Origin of the sequence: Halomonas sp. HK25 (assembly GCF_047795635.1) — a bacterium.
In the GTDB taxonomy this organism is placed as follows: domain Bacteria; phylum Pseudomonadota; class Gammaproteobacteria; order Pseudomonadales; family Halomonadaceae; genus Halomonas.
The window spans coordinates 893,258-916,974 of the sequence record NZ_CP181044.1 but is presented as its reverse complement, the minus strand read 5'-3'; the positions used below and the strand labels follow the sequence as shown (position 1 = coordinate 916,974).

Sequence of the window (23,717 nt, the reverse complement as noted above, 5' to 3'; positions counted from 1 at the left end):
CGCGGCCCGGGTCGGGCACAAGCGCCGCCCCTCTACCCCACCTCCTGGCCCGGATAAAAATCCATTAAAATCAATACACTAAGATACAAATAACACTTTGGTCTGGCGACCATAGCGCTAGACCCACCGACAAAAACGACGGCGCCCGCAGGCGCCGTCGTATTGTTGCCAGAACCGCCGAGCAGGGTCGAAGGGTCAGAGCAGCAGGCGGCGAATATCGCTCAGCAGCTGGGCCAGCAGCGCGGTGAAGCGCGCCGCATCGGCCCCGTTGACCGCCCGGTGATCATAGGACAAGCACAGCGGCATCATCAGCCGCGGCTCGAAGGCCTTGCCGTCCCACACCGGTTTCATCGACGCCTTGGAGATGCCAAGAATGGCGACCTCCGGGGCATTGACGATGGGCGTGAAGGCAGTGCCACCGATGGAACCCAGGCTGGAGATGGTGAAACAGCCCCCGGTCATCTCCTCGCGCTTGAGCTTCTTGGTCTGCGCCTTCTTGGCCAGCTCCACGGACTCCTTGGCGATGTCGATCAGCGACTTTTTATCCGCATCGCGGATCACCGGCACCATCAGGCCGTCCGGGGTGTCCACGGCGAGGCCGATATGGACGTATTTCTTCCACACCAGCGTCTCGCCGTCGGCACGGAGGCTGACGTTGAACTGCGGGTACTGGCGCAGCGCATAGGCGCACGCCTTGACCAGGAAGGGCAGCGGCGTGAGCTTGGCCCCCTGGGCCTCCGCCTCGGCCTTCATCGACTTGCGGAAGGCCTCCAGCTCAGTGATGTCGGCCTCGTCGAACTGGGTAACGTGGGGCAGGTTGACCCAGCTGCGGTGCAGGTTGGTGGCGCCCATCTTCATCAGGCGACCCATGGGCTTCTCTTCCACCTCGCCGAACTGGCTGAAGTCCTGGTCCGGGATGGGCGGAATACCGGAGCCGCCAGCCGCCGGGGCGCCGACCGATGCCTGGGCCTTGCCCTGGTTGGCCATCACCTGCTTGACGTAGGCGTTGACGTCCTCCTTGAGCACCCGCTCCTTCGGGCCGCTGGGCTTGACCAGGCCGAGATCGACGCCCAGCTCGCGGGCCAGCATGCGTACCGCCGGGCCGGCGTGGACCAGCTTGCCATCGCGGGGCTTGTGGGCGGCCATCTCGGCTTCGGGGCTCGGTCTGCCGCTCGGGGTCGGCGTGGACTTCTCGGCCTTCGTTCCCTCGGTCTTCGGTGCTTGGGCCTTCGACTCGGCGGACTTCGGCTTGGCCGCACCGGCCACCTCCATATAGCCGATCAGATCACCCTCGGAGACGGTGTCGCCCTCCTTGACGGTGACCTCGAGCAGCTTGCCCTTGTAGGGGCTCGGCACGTCCATGGAGGCCTTGTCGGACTCCAGGGTGATCAGCGGGTCTTCCTCGTTGATCTCGTCACCGACGGCCGCGGCGATCTCGATGATCGGCACATCGGAGGAGCCGGAGAGGTCCGGTACGCGGATTTCTCGGCGCTCGGGCTCGCCGGAGCCGGCCTCTTCCTGCTTTTCTTCAGGCTCGGGCGAGGCGGCCTCGGGCTCGGACGCTTCGGCGGCGGACTCGGCGTCGCCGCCCCCCTCGCCGGCGATCTCCATGGTGCCGATCACATCGCCTTCGGAGACGGTATCGCCCTCCTTCACCGTCAGTGAGACCAGCTTGCCCGCCTGCGGGCTCGGCACGTCCATGGAGGCCTTGTCGGACTCCAGGGTGATCAGGGTATCCTCGGCAGCGACCTCGTCGCCCTCGGCCACGGCCACCTCGATGATCTCCACGTCGCTGGAGCCACCCAGGTCAGGCACCTTGATCTCCACGGTGCGCTTGCCGCCGCCGGCCTTGGCCGCAGGCTTCTCGGCGGAGGGCTCGGTGGCCTGCTCGGAGGCAGGCTCGGACCTGGCCGGTGTCTCGCTCTCGCCACTGCTGTCGCCACCGCCGGCACCCTCGGCCTCCAGCTCGACGATATCATCGCCTTCGGAGACGGTGTCGCCCTCCTTCACCAGCACCTTGATGACCTTGCCGCCCTTGGGCGAAGGCACATCCATGCTGGCCTTGTCGGACTCCAGGGTGATCAGGGTGTCCTCGGCGGCGATCACGTCACCTTCGGACACCGCGATCTCGATGATTTCGACATCCTCGCTGCCGCCGATGTCGGGAACTTTGATGATTTCGCTACTCAAGGTCGCGCTCCTTCAAACTCGTACCTGGGGCGGGCCGCCAGGCCCGCCGCTTGCGGATCAGTCGGTCAGCGGATTGGGCTTGGTCGGGTCGATGCCGTACTTCTCGAGGGCTTCGCCGACCACCTTGCGATCCAGTTCGCCACGCTCGGCCAGGGCCTTGAGGGCGGCCACCGTCACGAAGAAGCGATCGACCTCGAAGAAGTGGCGCAGCTTCTCGCGGGTATCGGAGCGGCCATAACCATCGGTGCCCAGCACGTGGTACTCAGTAGGCACCCAGGCGCGCACCTGGTCGGCAAACAGCCGCATGTAATCGGTGGAGACAATCGCCGGCCCTTCGCGGCCCTCGAGGCAGCGGGTCACATGGGGCTTGCCCGGCTCCGCCTCGGGGTTGAGGAAGGCCTCGCGGTCCAGCGCCAGCGCCTCGCGGCGCAGCTCGTTGAAGCTGGTCACGCTCCAGATATCGGCGCCGATGCCCCAGTCGTCGCGCAGCAGCTCGGCGGCCGCCTCGACCTCGCGCAGGATGGTGCCGGAGCCCATCAACTGGACACGACCCTTGTCGCCCTGGGTCTCGCGCAGCAGGTACATGCCCTTGATGATGTCTTCGGCAGGCACCGTATCGAGCTCAGGATGCTCGTAGTTCTCGTTCATTACCGTCAGGTAGTAGAAACAGTTCTCCTTGTCGGCGAACATGCGCTTCAGGCCGTCCTGGACGATCACCGCCACCTCGTGGGCATAGGTCGGGTCGTAGCTGCGGCAGTTGGGAATCGTGGAGGCCAGCAGGTGGCTGTGGCCGTCCTGGTGCTGCAGGCCCTCGCCGTTGAGGGTGGTGCGCCCGGCGGTGCCGCCGACCAGGAAGCCACGGGCCTGCAGGTCGCCGGCCGCCCAGGCCAGGTCACCGATGCGCTGGAAGCCGAACATGGAGTAGTAGACGTAGAACGGCAGCAGCGTGATGTTGTTATTGGAGTAGGAGGTCGCCGCGGCGATCCAGGCCGACATGGCGCCAGCCTCGGTGATGCCTTCCTCGAGGATCTGGCCCTTCTGATCCTCGCGGTAGAACATGATCTGGCCCTTGTCCACCGGCTCGTATTTCTGGCCTTCCGACGTGTAGATCCCGAGCTGGCGGAACATCCCCTCCATGCCGAATGTGCGGGCCTCATCGGGAATGATCGGCACCACCCGAGGACCGAGCTCCTTGTGCTTGACCAGGCCGTTCAGCACGCGTACGAAGGCCATGGTGGTAGACACTTCACGGCCTTTGGAGCCGCCGGTCTGAGAGGCGAAGATCTTGTCATCCAGCGGCGGAATGTCCAGCGCCTCGAAGTCGCTGCGCCGGCTCGGCACGAAGCCACCGAGTCGCTCGCGCTGGAGATGCATGTATTTGAGCTCGGGGGAGTCGTCCTCCGGCTTGTAGTACGGCACTTCCTTGAGCTGCTCGTCGTTCAACGGAATGCCGAAGCGGTCGCGGAACGTCTTCAGCGCCTCGTATTCCATGGTCTTGACCTGGTGGGCCTCGTTGGCGGCCTCACCGTCGCCGCTACCCATGCCATAACCCTTGACGGTGTGCGCCAGGATCACCGTGGGCCGGCCATTGGTGGTATGGGTGGCCTCATGGTAGGCCGCATAGACCTTGAACGGGTCGTGGCCGCCGCGGTTGAGCTTCCAGATGTCCTCATCGGACATATCCTTGACCATCTCGGCGGTTTCCGGGTACTTGCCGAAGAAATGCTCACGGGTATAGGCGCCGCCGTTCGCCTTGTAATTCTGATACTCGCCGTCGACCGCCTCATCCATGCGCTTCTGCAGGATGCCCTTCTTGTCCTTCTCGAAGAGCGGGTCCCACAGGCGGCCCCAGACGACCTTGAGCACGTTCCAGCCGGCACCGCGGAAGACGCCCTCGAGCTCGTCCATGATGCGACCATTTCCGCGCACCGGGCCGTCGAGACGCTGCAGGTTGCAGTTGATGACGAAGATCAGGTTGTCGAGTTTCTCGCGGCTGGCCAGGTGGATGGCGCCCAGCGATTCCGGCTCATCGCACTCGCCGTCGCCCATGAAGCACCAGATCTTGCGGTCGTGCATGTCCTTCATTTCACGTGAATGAAGGTACTTCATCACGTGGGCCTGATAGATGGCCTGTATCGGGCCGAGACCCATGGATACCGTGGGGAACTGCCAGAAGTCCGGCATCAACCAGGGGTGGGGATAGGATGACAGGCCATCGCCATCGACCTCCTGGCGGAACTTGTCCATCTGCTCTTCGGAGAGACGCCCCAGCAGGTAAGAACGAGCGTATACGCCCGGCGCCACATGGCCCTGGATGTAGACCAGGTCACCTTCGAAATCGCCGTTCGGCGCGCGGAAGAAGTGGTTGAAGCCCACATCATAAAGGGTCGCCGCCGACATGAAACTGGCGATATGACCACCGAGCCCCGGGTTTGCCCGGTTGTTGCGAATCACCTGGGCGATGGCGTTGTAACGGACCAGCGAGCGAATCCGCCGCTCCATGAACAGATCGCCCGGTAGTGGCGCCTCACGGTGCACCGGAATGGAGTTGCGATGCGGGGTTGTCACCGAGAAGGGAGGCTGGGTCCCGTCGCGGCGCAGGCGATCCGCCAGGCGGGTCAACAGGAACCGGGCGCGCTCGTCGCCCTCGCGATCCAGCACCGATTCCAGGGATTCCAGCCACTCCGTGGTCTCGACCGGATCGAGATCCTCTCTTGCCTCCAGACTCATATGACGTTTCTCCGAATGACATGGTGTAGCGTCCACCCGCTTGTGCGGGCATCTGGGCGTACTCTCGCCAGAGAGAGTCACGCCGCCTGACATTGTGTAGTTTTCTTACATGACGACGCATACAAGCCGCCGTTTCTGGGTGGAAGATACCGCAAAGAGGCTGAACTGCCAATTCAGGCTTTTTTGGGAAAAGCTTCCAGATATTGATTATCGCACCGCAACACAATGAGTTAGCAAGCATTAGGCATGAGTAATTCGACCAAGGTCAAGCAGTTGTAAGTAAACTACCGTATGAAGCGAGCGAACGACTCGAATGGGACAGCGTCAGGCCAGTGGCCGATCGAGCACCGCCCCTCGAGCCAGCTGCTGTCGGAAGAAGGCCCAGTCGAAGGCGAGACCGGGGTCAGTTTTTCTCAGCGGCGCCACCCGAGCGTGGCCGGTGATGCGCGTCTCGTCCAGCCCCGGGTAGGCCGCCAGCAGGTCGACGGTCACCCGCGCCAGCGCACGGTACTGGCCCAGGCGATAGGGCGTGACCTCATCACCCTCGAGCTCGATACCGAGGGCGAAATCGTTGAGCGCGGTACGCTCCCGCTGACCGTCGCACCAGCGAGAGCGGCCGGCATGCCAGGCCCGACGGTGAAAGGGCACGAACTGCACGCATTCGCCGTCGCGACGAATCAGCAGGTGAGCGGAGACCCGGAGATGGGCGATCTCGGGGAAGAAGGGGTGGGCGGCAGGGTCCAGACAATTGGTGAACAACCGCTCGATATGCTCGCCGCCGAACTCGCCGGGCGGCAGGCTGATGGAGTGCAGCAGCAGCAGCGAAACCTCGCCCTCCGGCCGGTCGTCGCAGTTGGGTGACGGCACCCGCCGCGCGCCCTCGAGCCATCCCTGTCTGATCGGCATCGGTCTCCCCTGACGTGACCCGCTTGGATTCCCTATAATGAACGCCCCCGATCACCTCGGCCACCCGGCGCCGGCTTCAACCCTACGAGTACCCCGCATGGACTACCAGGATGCCCTGCCCTACCACGACAAGCTCAGCGAAGAGATCCGCGACGCCGCCGCCCGCCTGCTGGCCGAGGACCTGGGCCCGGGCGACATCACCGCCCAGCTGATCCCCGCCGACGCCACCGCACGCGCCCGGGTCATCACCCGCGAGGCGTGCGTGCTGTGCGGCGTCGCCTGGGTCGACGAACTGTTCCGGCGCCTCGACGTCACGGTGACCCTGCGCTGGAGTGCCGCCGACGGCGACCGCCTCGAAGCCGGCCAGGTGTTCCTGGAGCTCGAGGGCTCCGCCCGAAGCCTGCTCACCGGGGAGCGCGCGGCGCTGAACCTGCTGCAGACCCTCTCGGCCACCGCCACCCGCACCCGTCACTATGTGGAACTGATTCGTGACTCCGGCGTGCGCCTGCTGGACACCCGCAAGACCCTGCCGGGGATGCGACTGGCCCAGAAGTACGCGGTGACCTGCGGCGGCGGCCACAACCACCGCATTGGCCTGTGGGACGCCTTCCTGATCAAGGAGAATCATATCGCCGCCTGCGGCGGCATCGAGGCGGCGGTTCGCGAGGCGCGCGGCATCGCCCGGGACCTGCCGGTGGAGGTGGAGGTGGAGACCTTCGCGGAGCTGGATCAGGCCCTGGCAGCGGGCGCCGACATCATCATGCTGGACAACTTCGACCTCGATGACATGCGCGAGGCGGTCAAGCGCACCGCCGGCCGGGCGACCCTGGAAGCCTCGGGCAACGTCGAGGAGGCCACCCTGCGCGCCATCGCCGAGACCGGCGTGGACTGCATCTCCAGCGGCGCCCTGACCAAGGACGTCAAGGCCATCGACCTGTCGATGCGCCTGGTCGATTGAGGGGCACTCAGGTCTCCACGGCGGCGAGGCGCTTCGCCAGCCGTTTCCGACACAGCCGCTCGCCGCCGCGCTCCACCCACTCCTCGCCCACTTCCTGCCAGCCGCGCCGCACCAGGCGCTCCGCCAGCACCAGACTGGCCTCGATGTGGGCCCAGTCGTGGCCCTGCTCCATCAGCAGACGCTCGGCATGAATCAGCAGGGTGGAGCCCATTCCCCGCCGCGAAAGCGACGGCCAGACATAGAGCGTCTCGATGCGCCCACGGGGGATGTCCATCTCGAGGAAGCCTACGCAACGCCCGTCGCAGTCGGCCACCAGGGTGGTGAAGAGCGCATGGCGCGCCGCCCAGGCGCTGGCGTCACGGGGCAAGGCCGATGCCCAGGCCTCCCGCTCCGCGACGCTGTAATGGGACATGGCCCCCTGCATCACGGCGTGGTGAAAGACCTCGGCCTGATCGGCGGCGTCCCGTGCCCGGGCCTGGCGATAGCATATTCGTGCACTCCCGGGGCGTCGGGCCTCGGTGCCGGCCGGCGTCAGCGTCTCGTTCATGAAAGTTCCGTGGCAGTGAACGTTGCCGAAAGACTACACAAGCACAACCGTCGAGCCAATCCCCTCGCCGCCAGGCCTTGCGACGGGCATAATCCGCCCATGATCGATGCCCCGACTCCCCCCCGCTTCACGCTGTCGCCCATCGGCGTCATCGAGAGCGACTATCCCGACAAGTTCGGCATTCCCCGCCAGCCTGGCCTGGCGACGGCGGCCCGAGCCAGCCTGGTTCTCGTGCCCCCCTTCAACGACCCGCTGGCGGTGCGCGGCCTGGAGGATTTCAGCCACCTGTGGCTGACCTTCGTCTTTCACCTCAGCCCCGACCAGGCCGACGCCGAACGCTGGACACCGCTGGTGCGCCCACCGCGGCTGGGCGGCAACGCCAAGGTCGGCGTATTCGCCAGCCGCAGCACCTACCGCCCCAATCGCCTGGGGCTGTCGCTGGTGGAACTCGTTGAGATCGACACCCGGCGCGGGGTGCGCCTGGTGCTGCGAGGCGCCGACCTGGTCAGCGGCACCCCGGTGCTCGATATCAAACCCTACCTGCCCTGGGCGGAATCACGCCCCGAGGCCCGCGCCGGATTCGCCCCAGAGGCGCCGCCGCAGTTGGCGGTGGCTTTCAGCGCCGCCGCGTCGGCGACTCTGGCCGAACGCCCCGACAGCGACTCTCTGGGCGAGCTGATCATTCAGGTGCTGGCTCAGGATCCTCGCCCCGCCTACCGGCAAGGCGCCGAGACACGCACCTATGGTGTGCGCCTGCGCGACCTGGACGTGCGCTTCCGCGCCGTCGCGGCAGAGGGTGCCACGTGCATGGAGGTGATGGAGATCGTGCCGGCGTGAACGACCCGCCAGACACGACGAAGGGCCCTGAGGGGCCCTTCGCGGTATTGCCATGTGCGGCTCGGTACGCCGGCCTCAGGCGAAGGTGACGCCGATCCGACGGCCCACTTCCTCGTAGGCCTCGATCACGCCGCCCAGGCCCTGACGGAAGCGGTCCTTGTCGAGCTTCTCGCGGGTCTGGGCGTCCCACAGCCGGCAGCCATCCGGGGAGAACTCGTCGCCGAGCACGATCCCGCCCTCGAACAGGCCGAACTCCAGCTTGTAGTCCACCAACAGCAGGCCGCCGTCGGCGAACAGCGCCTTGAGCACCTCGTTGACCTTGAAAGTCAGCGCCTTCATCTCGGCGAGCTGCGCAGGCGTGGCCCAGCCGAAGGTCTCGGCCAGCGACTCGTTGATCATCGGGTCGTGCAGGGCATCGTTCTTCAGGAACAGCTCGAAGGTCGGCGGAGTGAGCGCCTGCCCCTCGGTGACCCCCAGGCGCTTGACCAGGCCGCCGGCGGCAATATTGCGCACCACGCACTCCACCGGGATCATCGTCAGCGACTTGACCAGGCTCTCGGTGTCGGAGAGGCGCTTCTCGAAGTGGGTCGGGATGCCCGCCGCCGCCAGCGTCTCCATGATGAAGGCGTTGAAGCAGTTGTTGACCATGCCCTTGCGCGCCAGCGACTCCATGCGCTCGCCGTCGAAGGCGCTGGTGTCGTCGCGGAATTGCAGGATCACGCGGGACGGGTCATCGGTGGCGAAGACCGACTTGGCCTTGCCGGCATAGAGTTCTTTACGCTTTTCCATGGAAGCCTCCGGAGGCTTGGGAGAGGGAGAAATGGGAGAGCTCAGGGCCGAGGGTCAGGCAATGGCCTGCCAGGCCAGGGCCGCCTCCTGACAGGAGACCCTGAGCCGGGAGTCGTCGCCGTCGAGCAGCGGCACCAGGGCCGCCAGGGCCAGCTCGGGACGATTGTTATGTTCGGAAAGGTGCGAACAGACGATGTGCTGCAGGCGGTCCAGGCCGAGGCGCGGCAGCAGCGCGGCGGCCTGGACGTTGGCCAGGTGCCCCCAGTCGCCGCCCACCCGGCGCTTCAGCTGCGGCGGATAGGGCCCGTCAGCCAGCATCTGCAGATCGTGGTTGCACTCCAGCACCAGGGCGTCGCAGCCCGCGAAGGCTTCGGCCACGTGCTCGGTGGGGTGCCCCAGGTCGGTGAGCACACCGAGGCTGCGCTCACCGCCCTGGACGCGAAACTGCACCGGCTCCCGGGCGTCGTGGGGCACGGTCACCGGGTCGACGGTCAGGCCCTTGACGGCGAAGCGCTGCTGGGGCGTGATCCAGTGACGGGTCGGCAGCTCGCCGAGCCGCCCCGAGGCCCAGGTGCCGGGCGTCAGGTAGACCGCCACGCCGTGACGGCGCGCCAGGGGGCCGACGCCGCGGATATGGTCGCCGTGCTCGTGGGTGACCAGCACCGCATCGAGCTGGCGGGGGTGCAGCCCGAAGTCAGCGAGCCGCCGCTCGGCCTCGCGCAGGCCGAAACCGCAGTCCACCAGCAGGTGGGTCTCGCCATCGCTGACCAATGTCGCGTTGCCCTTGCTGCCGCTGCCCAGCGAGGCGAAGCGCAGCCGCCCCGCGGCATCGCTCCCCCCGCCGTCCTGCGCCACCGTCATCAGCGCAGCAGGCCCGACACCCGCTCGAGCAGCTCGCGCTGGTCCTCGGGACCGAAGTCGCGCTCGCTGGCGTTCACCGCCCGCAGCACGGTCTGCCGAGGCCCTTCGGACTCCAGCACCAGGCGGATCTGCTGATGCATCTGGCGCACGTCGGCGCTGAAGACGACCTGCAGCGGGTTGCGGTTGCGCTCGGTGACCGTCATGTAGCTGATCAGGAACTCGCGGCCCGCCGGGTCGCTCTCCAGCAGTTCGCGGCGCTCTTCCACGGTGAAGTCCTGACGCAGCTGATGGTCGAGCTCGGCCCAGGTGCGATCGATCTCCAGCGGGATCTCGACGAGCCACTCGTCGCCGCGCTGCTCGAGGCTCAGCCGCGCCTCGCCGGCCAGGCGCTGAGCGGCCAGGGACGAGGCGCTGGCGGTGGCGCTGCGCGTCCCGAAGTACTGCTCGAGGGCGTCCAGACAGGCACCCACGGGGGCACCATTCTGGTCACAGCGCACCTCGCTGTCGCCGGCACGCAGACCCTGGCGCACGCTGAGGCGCGCCTGGCTGGTCTCGATCACGCCGCGCGAGGAGTCACTGGCCTGGATGCCCAGGCCGCGGGTGCGGGCGAAGTCCTCGAGCTGGGGCCAGACAGCACCCGGATCGGCGCCCACCACCAGCCAGGCGTCACTGCCGATGACGCGGCGCTCGACGAAGTCGCGCTCCATGGCGCGCCCAGCGCCCAGGGCCTGGGGGCTGGGCGCCCGAAAGCGGCCGTCGGGGGCGCGGAAATCGCCGGCCGCCTCAGGCACCGGCATGGCATCGCGATAGCGTTGGGGGTCCCGGCTCTCGGGCAGGGTCAGCGCCGGGGCGGTGCGCGCCTCGGCGTAGTCGACGTTGCGGTCATGGTAGTAGCCCGACTCACGGGCACAGCCCGCAAGGGCCACGGCCGCCACCAGAGGAAGCCATTTCAGCGCTGAGTTCATGCGTCTACCTTGCATCCAGTTCTCCAGGTTCCGGCGCAGCGCCGATCAGTCCTCGATCACGCCGGCCAGTTGCAGGGCCTCGCTGATCGTGGAGTGGTACTTCTCTGAGAGCCAGGTGAGCGGCAGGCGGATGCCTGGCTCGATCAGCCCCATGCGGTAGAGCGCCCACTTGACCGGGATCGGATTGGACTCGATGCCCAGGTTGGTGTGCAGCGGCATCAGTCGGGTGTTGAGCTGGTGGGCGTGGTCGGTGTCGCCGGCCACCGCCGCCGCACAGAGGTCGTGCATGGCTCTGGGGGCCACGTTGGCGGTCACCGAGATATCGCCGTGGCCGCCCATCAGCATGAAGTCGCAGGCGGTACCATCGTCGCCGGAATAGAGCATGAAACCACTACCCTTGAGCCGTGCGATCAGATCCTCGGCCCGCTCCAGGTTGCCGGTGGCGTCCTTGAGGCCGACGATATTGTCCACCTCGGCCAGACGCAGCACGGTCTCGTTGTAGAGGTCGCAGGCGGTTCGACCCGGCACATTGTAGAGGATGACCGGCAGCTTGCTGCCCTCGGCCACGGCCTTGAAGTGGCGGTAGAGCCCCTCCTGGGTGGGCTTGTTGTAGTAGGGGCAGACCGACAGGCAGTAGTCGGCCCCTACCTCGCCGGCATAGCGGGCCAGTTCCACTGCCTCGGAGGTGGCGTTGGCCCCGGTACCGGCGATGACCGGGATGCGGCCGTTGACCTCCTCCACCACGGTCCGGATCACGTCGAAGTGCTCGGCGAACGACATGGTGGTGGGCTCGCCGGTGGTGCCAGCGGCCACGATGCCATCGGTGCCGTTGTCGAGGTGGAAGTTCACCAGGCGACGCAGCGCCTCCCAGTCGATGTCGCCATTGACCTTCATCGGCGTCGCCAGGGCGACGATACTGCCAGTGATCATCCTCATCTATCCTCTCGATTCGACGGCTGCGCCATGGCCCGGTAGCCACCGGGTCGTCAAAGGGTGGGGCCCATGGCCCGGGATCAAATGGTACTCAGCCGGCCAGAGCCTGTACAGCAGGCGAATCACTTTGACAGCGCCACGGCGCTTGCGTGTAATCAAGCTCCCCCACTAACGCGCAGGAGACTTCCATGAGCGTGAGCATCGGCCAGCCGGTCCCCGACTTCACCGCCACCGCCACCGGCGACACCACCGTGACCCTCTCCGAGCTCAAGGGCCGGCAGGTGGTAGTCTACTTCTACCCCAAGGCCAGCACCCCGGGCTGCACCACCGAGGGCGGCGACTTTCGCGACCGCAAGACGGACTTCGACGCCGCCAACACCGTGATCCTCGGCGTCTCCCGGGACGGCATCCGCGCCCAGGAAAACTTCAAGGCCAAGCAGGACTTCAACTTCGAACTGATCTCCGACAAGGAGGAGACGGTGTGCGGGGTCTTCGATGTGATCAAGCTCAAGAAGCTCTACGGCAAGGAGCACCTGGGCATCGAACGCAGCACCTTCCTGATCGACGCCGAGGGCAGACTGGCCAGGGAGTGGCGCGGGGTCAAGGTACCCGGCCACGCCCAGGAGGTGCTGGAAGCCGCCCAGGCGTTGCACAACGGCTGAGCGCCACCCGAGGCCGCCACGCGGGCGGCCTTCGCTTATTCCTCGACCAGAACCTCGACCTCCTCCTCGCGCTTGTGCCGCTGAATCCCCCGGGGCCAGGCGTAGACCAGCGCCTTGAGCAGGGTCGCCAGCGGAATGGCGAAGAAGATCCCCCAGAATCCCCAGATCCCGCCGAAGAACAGCACCGCCACGATGATCGACACCGGGTGCAGGTTGACCGCCTCGGAAAATAGGATCGGCACCAGCACGTTGCCGTCCAGCGCCTGGATGATGCCGTAGGCGAGCACCACATAGGCAAACTCGCTGGTCATACCGAAGTGGAAGCCCGCCACCGCCGCCACCGGAAGCGTGGCCACCGCCGCGCCGATATAGGGCACCAGCACCGAGAAACCCACCAGCACCGCCAGCAGCGCCGAATAAGGCAGCCCGAAGTAGGCGAAGGTAAGAAAGGAGATAGTGCCCACGATGATGATTTCGATGAATTTCCCGCGCACATAGTTGGCGATCTGGACGTCCATCTCGTGCCAGATGCGGCTCATCAGGGCACGTTTGCGTGGCAGCAGGGACAGGGTGAAAGCGACCAGCCTGTCGCGATCCTTGAGCAGGAAGAACACCAATATCGGCACCAGCACCAGGTAGATGATCAGTGCCAGCACGTTGCCCAGCGAGGCTAGCGACAGGGTCAGGGCACGCTGGCCGAGCTGGGTCATCTCGCGCCCGGCCACGGCGATCCAGTTCTGGATCTGGTCGGGGGTGATCAGCTGCGGGTAGCGTTCCTGCAGGTCGTCGAGCAGCTGCTGACCGCTGGCGAACATCCGCGGCGTCTCCTGTACCAGCCCCACCAGCTGATTCCATATCAGCGGCATCAGGATGAAGGCCATCGCCAGCAGCATGCCGATGAAGCCAAGGAATACCAGGGTCACCGCCAGCAGGTGAGGCACGTGGCGCCGCTGCAGCCAGCTCACCGCCCCCTGCAGCAGGAAGGCAATCACCAGGGCGGTGAGGAAGGGTGCCAGCATGCGCCCGAGAAAGATCACCGCGGCGAAGCCGAGAACGAGCACCACCAGCAGGATGACCGCCTCTTCATCGGAAAAGTAGTGGTCGATCCAACCCTTGAAGACCGTCCGCAGGGTCATGAAGACCCCTCCCCGCCCTTGCGGATCCAGTAGTGATAGATGTCGCCTCGCTCCTCTCGCGCCAGCATGTCATGGTGACTCTGAGCGGTGAAGGTCTCGAAGTCCTGCCAGGAGCCGGCATCGGTGGCCATCACCTCGAGTAGCTGGCCCGGGGCCAGGTGCGCCAGCGCCTGCTTCGCCTTGAGTAGCGGCAGCGGGCAGGGAAGACCGCGGGCATCGAGCAGATGGTCGGGTTGCAGAGCCATGATCTCTCCCGGAACAATGAGGGTGGGGCGGATAGCAGCCGGGCGCCGGAGGCGTTGCGGCACGGAAACCCTTGGGATTTAAAGGCACTTTACCGGCTGAATCAATGTCAGACCATGGCCACTCAGGCCCACCACAGGAGATTCCGAGCATGTCGCGCCGTTTTCCCCGACTCGCCATCGGCGCCCTGTGCCTGGCGCTGGCCCTGCCCACCACTGCCCAGTGGACCCAGCCCCAGTGGGACAGCGCCGCCGGGCTGCCGAGCCTGGCCAGCGGCGACAGCCAGGCCGCCAGCGGCGAGGAGTTTCGACTGGGGCGTGCCTGGCTGCGGCAGTTCCGGGCCCGCGCGCCCCAGTGGCAGGACCCCATCGCCCAACACTACGTGGAGTCGATGGTCACGCGCCTGCTGCCGCACAGCGGACTCGGCGGCAGCCAGCCGCTGGTGACCCTGGTCGACAGCCGCCAGCTCAACGCCTTCGCCGTGCCAGGGGGCATCATCGGCGTGAATGCCGGGCTGTTTGCCTTCGCCGACGAAGAGGCCGCGCTGGTCTCGGTGCTGGCCCACGAACTCGGCCACCTCTCCCAGCGCCACTACGCCCGCGGCCAGGCACGCGCCGAACAGACCCAGGTACCGGCCATGGCCGCCATGCTGGCCGGCATGCTGATCGCCGCCGCTGGCGGTGGCGACGCCGGCATCGGCGTGGCCATGGGCTCCCAGGCCGCCTTCATCCAGGACCAGCTGGCCTACTCTCGGCGCTTCGAGCAGGAGGCCGACCGCATCGGCCTGCAGGCCATGGCCCAGGCCGGCTACGACCCCCAGGCCATGGTGCGCATGTTCCGCGCCATGCAGCGCATGGCCAGTCTGCAGGGCGGCAATCCGCCGGAGTTCCTGCTCAGTCACCCGGTGACCGAATCGCGTATCAGCGACACCCAGGATCGAGCCGGCCAACTCGCGGTGCCCTCCCCCCGCGACAATGACCTCCAGTACCACCTGGTGCGCGCCCGCGCCCTGCTGACGATCCACGAGCGCGACCCCCGGCAGGCCGTCACCCGACTCACCCAGGACGACGTGCCCGAGGCCGCCCGGCGCTACCTGGGCGCCCTGGTGGAGGCCCGTCAGGGCAACACCAGCAGTGCACTCGCGACCCTCGATGCCCTGGCACGCCAGGAGCCAGACCTGGGCCTGCTACCCGCCTCGGCGGCCGTGGTGGCCTTCGATGCCGGCCGCTATGATGACGCCATCGAGCGCAGCCGCCGCCTGCTGAGGCTGATGCCGGGGCACCTGCCTGCCACCCTGGTGCTGGGTGAGGCGCTGCTGCAGCGCGACCCCGACGAGGCGTGGCGGGTGCTGCGCGACCTCGCCGAGTGGCGCCACGAGGACCCGCAAGTGTTCACCCTGCTGGCCCAAGCCGCCGGACGCAGCGGGCGGGAGGCCTGGGGCCACCTGGCCCGGGCCGAGCAACTGCAGCTGAACGGGCGCATCAGCGAGGCCATCCGCCAGTTGGAGGTGGCCCGGCAGGTGGCCGAACGGGAGGGAGACGCCGCGGCCACTGCTCGTATCGAGCAGCGCCGCGAGGCGTTTATCGGCTATCGGGAGACCCTCGAGAAGTTCTAGCGCTGGAAGTCGACCATCAGCGCTGGAAGTTCAGCATCCGCTCCAGGGGCTTGAGGGCGGCCAGGCGCAGCGCGTCCTCGACGAAGATCTCGCCGCTGCCGTGGCGCAGGGCGTCGGCCAGGTTATCCAGGGCGTTCATCGCCATCCACGGACAGTGGGCGCAGCTCCTGCAGGTGGCACCGTTACCGGCGGTAGGCGCCTCGAACAGGGTCTTTCCCGGCACTGCCTGCTGCATCTTGAAGAAGATGCCGCGGTCGGTGGCGACGATCAGCTTGTCGTTGGGCAGCTCCTGCGCGGCCTTGATCAGCTGGGAGGTGGAGCCCGCCACGTCGGCCAGCTCCACCACCGAAGCCGGCGACTCCGGGTGCACCAGCACCCCGGCCTCAGGATAGAGCGCCTTGAGCTCCTCGACCCCCTTGGCCTTGAACTCCTCGTGGACGATGCAGGCACCGTCCCACAGCAGCATGTCGGCGCCAGTCTTCTTCTGGATGTAGCCGCCGAGGTGCTTGTCCGGGGCCCACAGTATCTTCTCGCCGCGGGCCTGGAGCGCCTCGATCACCTCCACGGCGATCGACGAGGTCACCACCCAGTCGGCGCGCGCCTTCACCGCCGCGGAGGTGTTGGCATAGACCACCACGGTCCGGTCGGGGTGCTGGTCGCAGAAGGCGCTGAACTCGTCGGCCGGACAGCCCAGGTCCAGCGAGCAGGTCGCCTCCAGGGTGGGCATCAGCACGCGCTTCTCCGGCGAGAGGATCTTGGCGGTCTCGCCCATGAAGCGCACACCAGCCACCACCAGCGTATCGGCCTCGTGGCGGGCGCCGAAGCGGGCCATTTCCAGGGAATCGGCGACGCAGCCGCCGGTCTCCTCGGCGAGCTGCTGGATGGCATCATCGGTGTAGTAGTGGGCCACCAGGACGGCGTTGTTGGCCTCGAGGAGCCGCTTGATCTCCTCGACGCGTGCCTCGTCCTCGGCGGGAATGCGGGTGGGGCAGTAGGTGCGGGTCAGGTACTCGCGTACCTCCGCACGGGAAGTCATGATCGTCATCGTGTCTACCACTGTGACTGGCAGGGGCTCCCCCTGCATGATCGGGTGCATCGCGACTCGCGCGCTCCGCGCGGAAGATGCGCCTGGGGCCAACCCTTGCGTCTTTCGCCGTGGTCGGTCCGAGACTCTATTCTAGCCGAGAACGGGGACATATTGACCAGTCCTCGGCCAGAAAAGCGTCATATGGGCGATATGGGGGTCCACCGGGCAAGACCAAGGGCCGCACGAGACGGATATCGACGAGACGCGCCAGCCAAATCGAAAGACGAAAAACTCGGCCTGAACGTTATCAAGCCGGGCCTAACTACTCTCAGGTTACTTAATTATTCTTAGATTACGTCATGGAACCGTTTAATCCGTTGCCTTCTTGACATCTCTCTTGACATCTCCATACTTGGATTCTGCCTTGCCGCCCTGCTTTTCGGCTTTACCCTTGTACTCCGTCTCCTTGTTGCCGGTCACCTTGCCGACAACCTCCTTGACCTTACCCTTCGCCTGGTTAGCACGACCTTCAACCTGATTCTTGTTCATGAGCCGATCTCCAAGTGACTGCTCCATTTGGGCTCTGTCTCTCCCCATGAAGTGAAGCAGTTTCAAGGGGGAAGTTCCCAACTCCAGCGTAGTTGACACTCGATGCATGGTCTGTGCGGTACCTAACCTACCTCAAAGCTGCGACCTGATTGGCAGTAAAATCTTTTCGGAGAACTTTTCCCGCAAGGGACGGCCCTTCCATTGGGCAAGAGAATATGGCTCTGCCGACTGCAGATCGGCCTCGAACACCGCGGTCATCTGCGTGGCGAAGTCCCTGCTATAGATATTCAGACTCGCCTCGTCATTGAGTCGAATCGAACGCATGTCGAAATTGGTAGAACCCACCGACACAAACTCGGCATCGATGACCAGCAGCTTGGTATGCAGCATGGTCGGTTGAAAGACGTGAATCTCGGCACCTGCCTGCAGCAGCTCGTCCCAATCGGCCTTGGAGGAGATCTTGACCGTAAGCGCATCGAGGTATGGACCAGGCAGCAGGATGCGAACGCGAACGTCACGACTGCGGGCAGCGGTCAGGGCCTCGATCAACAAACGGTCGGGAACAAAGTAGGAAGCTGCCAGGTCGATCGTCTCCCCGGCCGCCGCGATGGCGAGCAGATACATCAGATGCATGCTTTCGCTGCCCCCGGATGGAGAGGCAACAAACACGTGCGCGTCCATGTCGCCCTCTTCCTGAAGGACAGGAAAGTAACTCGGGCCGTTCAGCACCTGGCCCGTGGCCTTGATCCAGTTGTCGTTGAAGGCCGCCTGCAGCTGCGCCACCACGGGCCCTTCAATTCGGAAGTGAGTATCTCGCCAGTGATCGGGGTCGCCACCGTCGCCACTCCACTGATCCGCGATGCCCACCCCTCCGGTGAACCCGATGCGACCATCGACCACCAGCAGCTTGCGATGGGTGCGATTGTTCATCCGGCCAACGTTGTACCAATGCAGCGGCCGATACCGATGCAACTGGACGCCGGCGTCCTGCATGGCGTCCAGCAGCGACTGCTCCATCTTGGTGCTGCCGACCCAGTCGATGATGACGCTGACCGGCACGCCCGCACGAGCCCGTTCGGAAAGCGCTTGCGAGAACTCTTCCCCAATCGCACCTGACCAGTAAATGAACGTCTCGAAGGTGATCGACGTCTGCGCCGATCGAACAGCCATCAGCATCGCAGGAAAGATCTCGTTGCCGTTTTGCAGAGCGGTCACCTGGTTGCCGCGCACGATCGACGGGCCCAGCAGGACGGACATCTCGCGCCGAAACTGCGGATCGGAAACAACGTGACGATGCTCAGCCTTGTGCTCTACCACCTCCTCTGACGTCATGAAATTCTGCAACGCCACCAGTATCAAGCTGGTGGCCAGCACGGTGGCACTGATCACCCAGAACATGGATATTCTTCTCCCAGTCAATATCGTTCTAACCGCGTGGACTCCCACGCAGTGTGCCTGCCATCCAGCTCAGGGCATCCGACTACGGGAAAGCATACATCAGGCCATTCTTGACCGCCCAAAAAGGATAACCGCTTCCAGCTCCACCTGCGCCTCCTCATGAACCATTTCTGTCGTTACACCTGACAGCGTTACCCCATGGTGCAAGAAGCGTCGCTGCGCTACCACACCGAACGGAATAGAGGATCTGGCTGACTGAAGCAGATCAAGCACTTCGCGAGCGTTCGTTATCGAACAGACAGATCACAAGGACACTATAAACTTGACGTGTGCTAACGGTACCAGCGGCATCTCGATGGTCTACAATCACTACCTACCGGGAGAACAATCATGGCCACGAAAAAAAACAAGCCAGCCAGGTCGTCGCGAGTGGAAAGCGAAGGCGCCAAGTCAGCCACGGACTCGCAGAACAATGACGGCGTGCTCAGAACGAACGACGTCGTCGCAAAGCAAGCCAACGCAAGCGATGCCTTCGTCGCCTCGATGCCCTACAACAGTATCAAGGAACTCGAGTACGATCACGATAATGCCGTATCGCCACCAGCCGGGGTGACCGCAGAGCCAGGCTCCAGTGCGTTGACCGCGAGCACGACCACAGAGGAAACAGGGACCCAAAAAACCGGCGGGGCTGCGCCACTCGGAACGAACGCGAACGTTGCTTCGCTTGATCGGGTCAGAGTCGATGCAAGTGATCGACCCCTGACGACCAATCAGGGGGTTCCCATTGGCGATAACCAGAACACCTTGAAAGTCGGATTGCGTGGGCCATCGTTACTCGAGGATTTCATCCTGCGGGAAAAGATCACGCATTTCGATCACGAACGCATCCCCGAACGAATCGTCCATGCCCGCGGCTCAGCAGCCCACGGCTACTTTGAAGCCTATGACGTGCTGACCGAGTACACTCGCGCGGCACCGTTCGCCGAGAAAGGCAAGATCACGCCCGTGTTCGCACGCTTCTCCACTGTGGCCGGTGAACGCGGTTCGAAAGACACTGCTCGCGACGCGCGTGGCTTCGCGGTGAAATTCTATACCGACGAAGGCAACTGGGACCTGGTCGGAAACAACATACCGGTATTCTTCATCCAGGATGCGATGAAGTTTCCCGACCTGGTCCACGCCCTCAAGCCGGAACCGCATCACGGCATGCCTCAGGCGGCGTCTGCCCATGACACCTTCTGGGACTTCGTCTCCCTGATGCCGGAGTCCACACACATGCTGATGTGGGTGATGTCTGATCGCGGCATACCCCGCAGCTATCGGATGATGCAAGGCTTTGGCGTGCATACCTTTCGCCTGGTCAACGAGCAGGGTGAATCCGTCTTCTGCAAGTTCCACTGGAAGCCGCTCCAGGGAACCCACTCACTCCTCTGGGACGAAGCCGTGAAGATCTCCGGCGCGAACCCCGATTTTCATCGGGCTGATCTGTGGGAAGCCATCGAATCGGGTGAATTCCCGGAATGGGAACTGGGACTGCAGATATTCACCGAGGAACAAGCCGAAGGCTTCAGCTTCGATGTGCTCGACTCGACCAAGATCGTGCCGGAGGAACTCGTACCGCTTACTCCCGTCGGACGCATGGTACTGAACCGAAACCCCGACAACTTTTTCGCGGAAACCGAGCAGGTCGCGTTCTGCACAGCGCACGTCATACCGGGCATTGACTTCTCCAATGATCCTTTGCTCGCCGGTCGCATCCATTCCTATGCGGATACGCAGATCACGCGACTCGGAGGGCCCAATTTCCACGAAATACCGATCAATTCGCCCCTTGCCAATGTACAGAACAATCAGCGCGATGGCATGCACCGTCAGGCGCTGCATCGCGGGCGCGTTGCCTACGAACCGAACTCGCTGGCAGGCGGCTGCCCTTTCCAGGCCGGCACTTCCGGATTTGTCTCTTTCCCAGAGGCCATTACTGACGACAAGGTCCGCGGAAAGCCGGAGAAGTTTGCCGAGCACTATGCCCAGGCTACACTGTTCTTCGACAGTCAGAAGACTGTCGAGAAGGCCCATATTGCGGCCGCTTTTCGATTTGAGCTGAGCAAGGTTGGCGTCCCAGCGATACGGGAGCGGATGTTGTCCTCACTGGTAAACGTTTCAAGGGAACTAGCGGAAGAGGTCGCATTCGGGCTCGGTATGGAGGTGCCTGAAGCGATGCCGAAAGCGATTACCGACCCCAAGCCGCCAGAAGTGACCGTTTCTCCTGCGCTGTCGCTGATGGCAATACCGGGTGAATGCGGTGTCCGCACACGCCAGATTGCCGTGTTGGTCGAGGATAGCGTCCACCATGCGTCGCTCGTCAGCCTTTATGGTGCGTTGACCGAGGCGGGAGCAGTAGTGCATTTCGTGGGGCCACGGGTTGGCATGTTCGACGGCGATTCCGGTGAGAAAATAGAAGCCAACAAGTCAATGGAGAATTCACCAGGATTCCTGTTCGATGCGTTGGTGCTACCCGATGGCAGCGAGGCGGTCCAAGCGCTCGCAGGTAACGGAGATACAATAGCGTTCATCAAAGACCAGTTCAGACACTGCAAGACGATTCTTGCGCTGGGCGCCGGAAATGAGCTGCTGGAAATGGCCGGCATCGTATCAACCCTGGACGAAGACCCGGGCATCCTGCTCGCGGAGAGCACCGACGCGGCCAACATTGCGGCGGCTTTCATCAAGGCAATTGCCGCCCATCGCCATTTTTCGCGCGACAGCGACCCGCCAGCCAAATGACGCAGCCCTACTGTCGACAGGATTAAACCGATGCTCTTTAGTGGATGGGATAACCTGCTCCGCACCCTGGTCGTCGGGGTGCTGGCCTACATTGTGCTCATCATGTTCCTTCGCGTCTCGGGGAAGCGGACACTCTCCAAGATGAATGCCTTCGACTTGATCGTGACCGTCGCCCTCGGCTCGACCCTGGCGACGGTTCTGTTGGCCAAGGAGGTTGCCCTGGCGGAAGGGATCCTGGCCTTTGCCCTGCTCATCGGCCTGCAGTTCACGGTCACCTGGTCCAGCGTCCGGGTGCGGTGGGTGCGGCGGCTGGCGACGGGGGAGCCGATGATGCTGCTATACGGGGGGGAATTCCTGCCAGAGGCCCTTATGAAATCGCGGGTGACGAAAGACGAAGTTCGGGCGGCAACCCGCTCGGCCGGAGTCGACTCATTGGAAAAGGTACTCGCGGTCGTTCTGGAGACCGACGGCTCGTTCAGCGTCGTACGGTCGAGCGAGGACGGGAACGGTTCCAGTCTTGTCGGCGTCAGCGGACCCCATAAATCCCCGGAGTCCGCCGAACGCTAACCCTACCAAACGTCCTCTTGAACGGCATGGAAACGCCGATTTACACGCGTTTCTTGCCGCGCTGGAAAAAGCTCAGGATAGCAAGCAGTATTATTGCGCCTATCAATGACACGATGAAGCTCATAATAGTGATGCCGTCGTTGATGGAGCCTGCGCCGAGTAACGGGCCGATCAGGAATCCGCCGATCAGTGCGCCGACAATGCCGACCACGACGTTGAGGACGATGCCCTGCTGGCCGCTGGTGCCCATGATCATGCTCGCGACCCAGCCGACCAGACCGCCCATGACGAGCCATACGATGATGCCCATGATTCCTTCTCCCAGGTAGTAGTGACGCACCTTGCGCCAGAGGATCAAGCCTACGACTACCGCTCCATTGTCACCGTGCGCTATCGCACTCTCGAATCAGGGTAAACTCAGGGCGTACAGCCGACTCATTAACGAGGCGACGTACAGTTATGTGCGTAACCGCACCGACTAGGCTGCCCCAGTTACCTAGCATTGATGATGCAACTTGCCGGCTTCCCCCGCCTTGTTGAACCCAACGAAGCGACCCAGGACGCCTGCCGGTTCGCCCTCTACCGGTGGTGAGCACGAATCCACGGAAAAGGTGGAAACCGCGACCAGTGTGCCGGACGTGAGGAGAACCAGCGCGACGAGATGCTGACGTCAAAGCACTGACAAATGCCGCGCGGTGGTGTCCCAGCAGCCTGCCATCTCGCTCAGGAGCGAAGCCAATGGACCTGTTACGCATTATCGTGGCGATCCTCTTGCCACCGCTCGGCGTCTTCCTGCAGGAAGGTCTCGGCAAGCATTTCTGGATCAATATTCTGCTCACGTTGCTCGGCTATATTCCCGGCATCGTTCACGCCGTTTGGATCATCGCCAAGCGATGAGCGGAGCGATACCATCAGCCGAGGCATTGAATAGCCATGCCTCTGACGCTCGCAGGCGCGTGCACCGGCTCGCAAGGCTGATGGACAGTTCGATACATCTGCGCGGCGGTTACCGTATCGGGGTAGACGGGCTCATCGGCTTGGTACCGGTGATCGGTGATTTCGCAGCGGCTGGGGTGTCGCTCTACATCATCACGCAGGCAGCGCGCGCCGGAGTCCCCACTCGTGTGCTCCGGCGCATGGCGCTGAACGTCGCGGTGGATACCCTGGTAGGCTCCATTCCGCTCATTGGTGACCTGTTTGATTTTGCGTTCAAGTCCAATCTGCGCAATGCCAGGCTAATGGATGCCTTTCTGGATCGCAGAGCACCGCGCTGACCGAGATCGCCCGACAGATTACATTAAAAGCACCTCCATCACTCACCATCCATTTGCTAACAGAAACTTGTATTCAGGATCCAAGTGGCGATACGCTATAATGAAAAAATTAACCGAATTACAAGATTGGAGTCTCGCATGCCCGCAACCACTAATGAACTCGGTGTCTATGCACAGCTGCGACACAAGGCAGAGGCGCAGCTGCAGGCGGGCGCCTCAGCTAGCCGCTGGTCTCTGGGCGTTGACGCCCTGCGCCTGCTCCATCGGCTCTCGAGCAATCCCGACAATGCGGAAGACGCTCTCAAGCTCCTCCATGAATTACAGGTTCACCAGGTAGAGCTTGATTTGCAAAACGAGGCTATCGCTTCCAACGAACAAACACTTGCCGAGAATTTAAGCCTTTACCGGACTCTTTACAACTCTGCCCCCATTGGCTATCTTCTCGTCGACTTCGAGGGCAACGTTATTCAGAGCAATCACACCGCCGCGGAACTCTTCTGCGTTGGGCGTGACGATCTTGAGGGACGCTCCATCGCTACACTGCTGCCCCCCCAGGGCCGGCCAGCGCTGCACAACCTGCTGCAGCGTGTTGCCCAAAGCGGTGTCAGGGATGGCTGCATAGCCAAGATCGGGGATGGCGGACAGGATGCCCGACACTTGCATTTCCTGGCATCCATGCCCCCACAGGGCGAGCATCTCCTGCTGGCTTGCTGCGAGTGCGCCAGCGCAGATAACTTCGGTTAACC

At 64.1% G+C, this 23,717-nt stretch carries 23 protein-coding genes; 9 read left to right on the top strand and 14 right to left on the bottom strand.

What is annotated here, in order from left to right; all coding sequences use genetic code 11:
- Positions 1-195: 195 nt before the first annotated feature.
- The 3 genes from aceF to ampD all read right to left on the bottom strand — a co-directional run bounded on the left by aceF (position 196) and on the right by ampD (position 5,826).
- Positions 196-2,190, bottom strand: a complete 1,995-nt coding sequence (gene aceF, locus ACM26W_RS04505) for a pyruvate dehydrogenase complex dihydrolipoyllysine-residue acetyltransferase (RefSeq protein ID WP_416139664.1) — start codon at positions 2,188-2,190, stop codon at positions 196-198.
- A 57-nt stretch (positions 2,191-2,247) separates the two neighbouring features.
- A complete protein-coding gene (gene aceE, locus ACM26W_RS04500) occupies positions 2,248-4,920 on the bottom strand; it encodes a pyruvate dehydrogenase (acetyl-transferring), homodimeric type (protein ID WP_416139663.1) in 2,673 nt (890 codons plus the stop codon).
- A 324-nt stretch (positions 4,921-5,244) separates the two neighbouring features.
- A complete protein-coding gene (ampD, locus tag ACM26W_RS04495; RefSeq protein WP_416139662.1) occupies positions 5,245-5,826 on the bottom strand; it encodes a 1,6-anhydro-N-acetylmuramyl-L-alanine amidase AmpD in 582 nt (193 codons plus the stop codon).
- 97 nt (positions 5,827-5,923) lie between these two features.
- On the opposite strand from ampD, the gene nadC reads away from it, so the two are divergent.
- Positions 5,924-6,784, top strand: a complete 861-nt coding sequence (gene nadC / locus ACM26W_RS04490; protein WP_416139661.1) for a carboxylating nicotinate-nucleotide diphosphorylase — start codon at positions 5,924-5,926, stop codon at positions 6,782-6,784.
- 7 nt (positions 6,785-6,791) lie between these two features.
- Here the strand turns inward: nadC and ACM26W_RS04485 are convergent, their stop codons facing one another.
- Positions 6,792-7,331 (bottom strand): GNAT family N-acetyltransferase, encoded by a 540-nt coding sequence (locus tag ACM26W_RS04485; protein ID WP_416139660.1) that lies wholly within the window; start codon positions 7,329-7,331, stop codon positions 6,792-6,794.
- Between the two features lie 99 nt (positions 7,332-7,430).
- Between ACM26W_RS04485 and tsaA the strand changes: the two genes are divergently transcribed.
- Positions 7,431-8,168, top strand: coding sequence for a tRNA (N6-threonylcarbamoyladenosine(37)-N6)-methyltransferase TrmO (gene tsaA, locus ACM26W_RS04480; RefSeq protein ID WP_416139659.1), 738 nt, complete (start codon positions 7,431-7,433; stop codon positions 8,166-8,168).
- Positions 8,169-8,243: 75 nt separating this feature from the next.
- Here tsaA and purC read toward each other — a convergent pair whose 3' ends face one another.
- Genes purC through dapA form a run of 4 tightly spaced genes read right to left on the bottom strand, consistent with a single transcriptional unit; the run spans position 8,244 to position 11,713 of the window.
- Positions 8,244-8,957 carry a phosphoribosylaminoimidazolesuccinocarboxamide synthase gene (purC, locus tag ACM26W_RS04475; RefSeq protein WP_416139658.1) on the bottom strand — a complete coding sequence of 238 codons (714 nt, stop codon included), beginning with the start codon at positions 8,955-8,957 and terminating at the stop codon, positions 8,244-8,246.
- Between the two features lie 54 nt (positions 8,958-9,011).
- On the bottom strand, positions 9,012-9,818 hold the full coding sequence (locus ACM26W_RS04470) for an MBL fold metallo-hydrolase (protein ID WP_416139657.1): 807 nt from the start codon (positions 9,816-9,818) through the stop codon (positions 9,012-9,014).
- Entirely contained in the window at positions 9,818-10,783 is a 966-nt protein-coding gene (locus ACM26W_RS04465) for a lipoprotein, NlpB (protein ID WP_416139656.1), read from the bottom strand. Before ACM26W_RS04465 ends, ACM26W_RS04470 begins: the two co-directional genes overlap by 1 nt.
- Positions 10,784-10,828: 45 nt before the next feature.
- A complete protein-coding gene (gene dapA, locus ACM26W_RS04460; protein ID WP_416139655.1) occupies positions 10,829-11,713 on the bottom strand; it encodes a 4-hydroxy-tetrahydrodipicolinate synthase in 885 nt (294 codons plus the stop codon).
- Positions 11,714-11,904: 191 nt separating this feature from the next.
- Between dapA and ACM26W_RS04455 the strand changes: the two genes are divergently transcribed.
- Complete coding sequence (locus ACM26W_RS04455; RefSeq protein ID WP_416139654.1) at positions 11,905-12,378, top strand: peroxiredoxin; 474 nt, start codon at positions 11,905-11,907, stop codon at positions 12,376-12,378.
- Between the two features lie 35 nt (positions 12,379-12,413).
- Here the strand turns inward: ACM26W_RS04455 and ACM26W_RS04450 are convergent, their stop codons facing one another.
- Positions 12,414-13,514, bottom strand: coding sequence for an AI-2E family transporter (locus ACM26W_RS04450; RefSeq protein WP_416139653.1), 1,101 nt, complete (start codon positions 13,512-13,514; stop codon positions 12,414-12,416).
- The gene (locus ACM26W_RS04445) at positions 13,511-13,759 is read right to left on the bottom strand and encodes a sulfurtransferase TusA family protein (protein ID WP_416139652.1); all 249 of its coding nucleotides are present in this window, start codon (positions 13,757-13,759) and stop codon (positions 13,511-13,513) included. The genes ACM26W_RS04450 and ACM26W_RS04445 overlap by 4 nt, the downstream gene beginning before the upstream one ends.
- Positions 13,760-13,908: 149 nt before the next feature.
- Between ACM26W_RS04445 and ACM26W_RS04440 the strand changes: the two genes are divergently transcribed.
- Entirely contained in the window at positions 13,909-15,372 is a 1,464-nt protein-coding gene (locus ACM26W_RS04440; RefSeq protein ID WP_416139651.1) for a M48 family metalloprotease, read from the top strand.
- Between the two features lie 16 nt (positions 15,373-15,388).
- On the opposite strand, the gene nadA is transcribed toward ACM26W_RS04440, so the two are convergent.
- The 3 genes from nadA to ACM26W_RS04425 form a co-directional block, all read right to left on the bottom strand.
- The gene (gene nadA, locus ACM26W_RS04435) at positions 15,389-16,417 is read right to left on the bottom strand and encodes a quinolinate synthase NadA (RefSeq protein WP_416139650.1); all 1,029 of its coding nucleotides are present in this window, start codon (positions 16,415-16,417) and stop codon (positions 15,389-15,391) included.
- Between the two features lie 351 nt (positions 16,418-16,768).
- Positions 16,769-16,948 carry a CsbD family protein gene (locus ACM26W_RS04430; protein WP_416139649.1) on the bottom strand — a complete coding sequence of 60 codons (180 nt, stop codon included), beginning with the start codon at positions 16,946-16,948 and terminating at the stop codon, positions 16,769-16,771.
- 132 nt (positions 16,949-17,080) lie between these two features.
- Positions 17,081-18,346, bottom strand: coding sequence for a phospholipase D-like domain-containing protein (locus ACM26W_RS04425; protein WP_416139648.1), 1,266 nt, complete (start codon positions 18,344-18,346; stop codon positions 17,081-17,083).
- Positions 18,347-18,736: 390 nt separating this feature from the next.
- Here ACM26W_RS04425 and ACM26W_RS04420 point away from each other — a divergent pair, with 390 nt between their 5' ends.
- Both ACM26W_RS04420 and ACM26W_RS04415 read left to right on the top strand, forming a co-directional pair.
- Positions 18,737-21,130 (top strand): catalase, encoded by a 2,394-nt coding sequence (locus ACM26W_RS04420; RefSeq protein ID WP_416139647.1) that lies wholly within the window; start codon positions 18,737-18,739, stop codon positions 21,128-21,130.
- A 30-nt stretch (positions 21,131-21,160) separates the two neighbouring features.
- Entirely contained in the window at positions 21,161-21,697 is a 537-nt protein-coding gene (locus ACM26W_RS04415) for a DUF421 domain-containing protein (RefSeq protein ID WP_416139646.1), read from the top strand.
- A gap of 40 nt (positions 21,698-21,737) precedes the next feature.
- On the opposite strand, the gene ACM26W_RS04410 is transcribed toward ACM26W_RS04415, so the two are convergent.
- Complete coding sequence (locus ACM26W_RS04410) at positions 21,738-22,007, bottom strand: GlsB/YeaQ/YmgE family stress response membrane protein (protein WP_416139645.1); 270 nt, start codon at positions 22,005-22,007, stop codon at positions 21,738-21,740.
- Positions 22,008-22,435: 428 nt separating this feature from the next.
- Between ACM26W_RS04410 and ACM26W_RS04405 the strand changes: the two genes are divergently transcribed.
- The 3 genes from ACM26W_RS04405 (at position 22,436) to ACM26W_RS04395 (ending at position 23,715) form a co-directional block, all read left to right on the top strand.
- Positions 22,436-22,594 carry a YqaE/Pmp3 family membrane protein gene (locus ACM26W_RS04405; RefSeq protein ID WP_410282840.1) on the top strand — a complete coding sequence of 53 codons (159 nt, stop codon included), beginning with the start codon at positions 22,436-22,438 and terminating at the stop codon, positions 22,592-22,594.
- The gene (locus ACM26W_RS04400) at positions 22,591-22,971 is read left to right on the top strand and encodes a DUF4112 domain-containing protein (protein WP_416139644.1); all 381 of its coding nucleotides are present in this window, start codon (positions 22,591-22,593) and stop codon (positions 22,969-22,971) included. The genes ACM26W_RS04405 and ACM26W_RS04400 overlap by 4 nt, the downstream gene beginning before the upstream one ends.
- Positions 22,972-23,109: 138 nt before the next feature.
- A complete protein-coding gene (locus tag ACM26W_RS04395; RefSeq protein ID WP_416139643.1) occupies positions 23,110-23,715 on the top strand; it encodes a PAS domain S-box protein in 606 nt (201 codons plus the stop codon).
- Positions 23,716-23,717 lie beyond the last annotated feature (2 nt).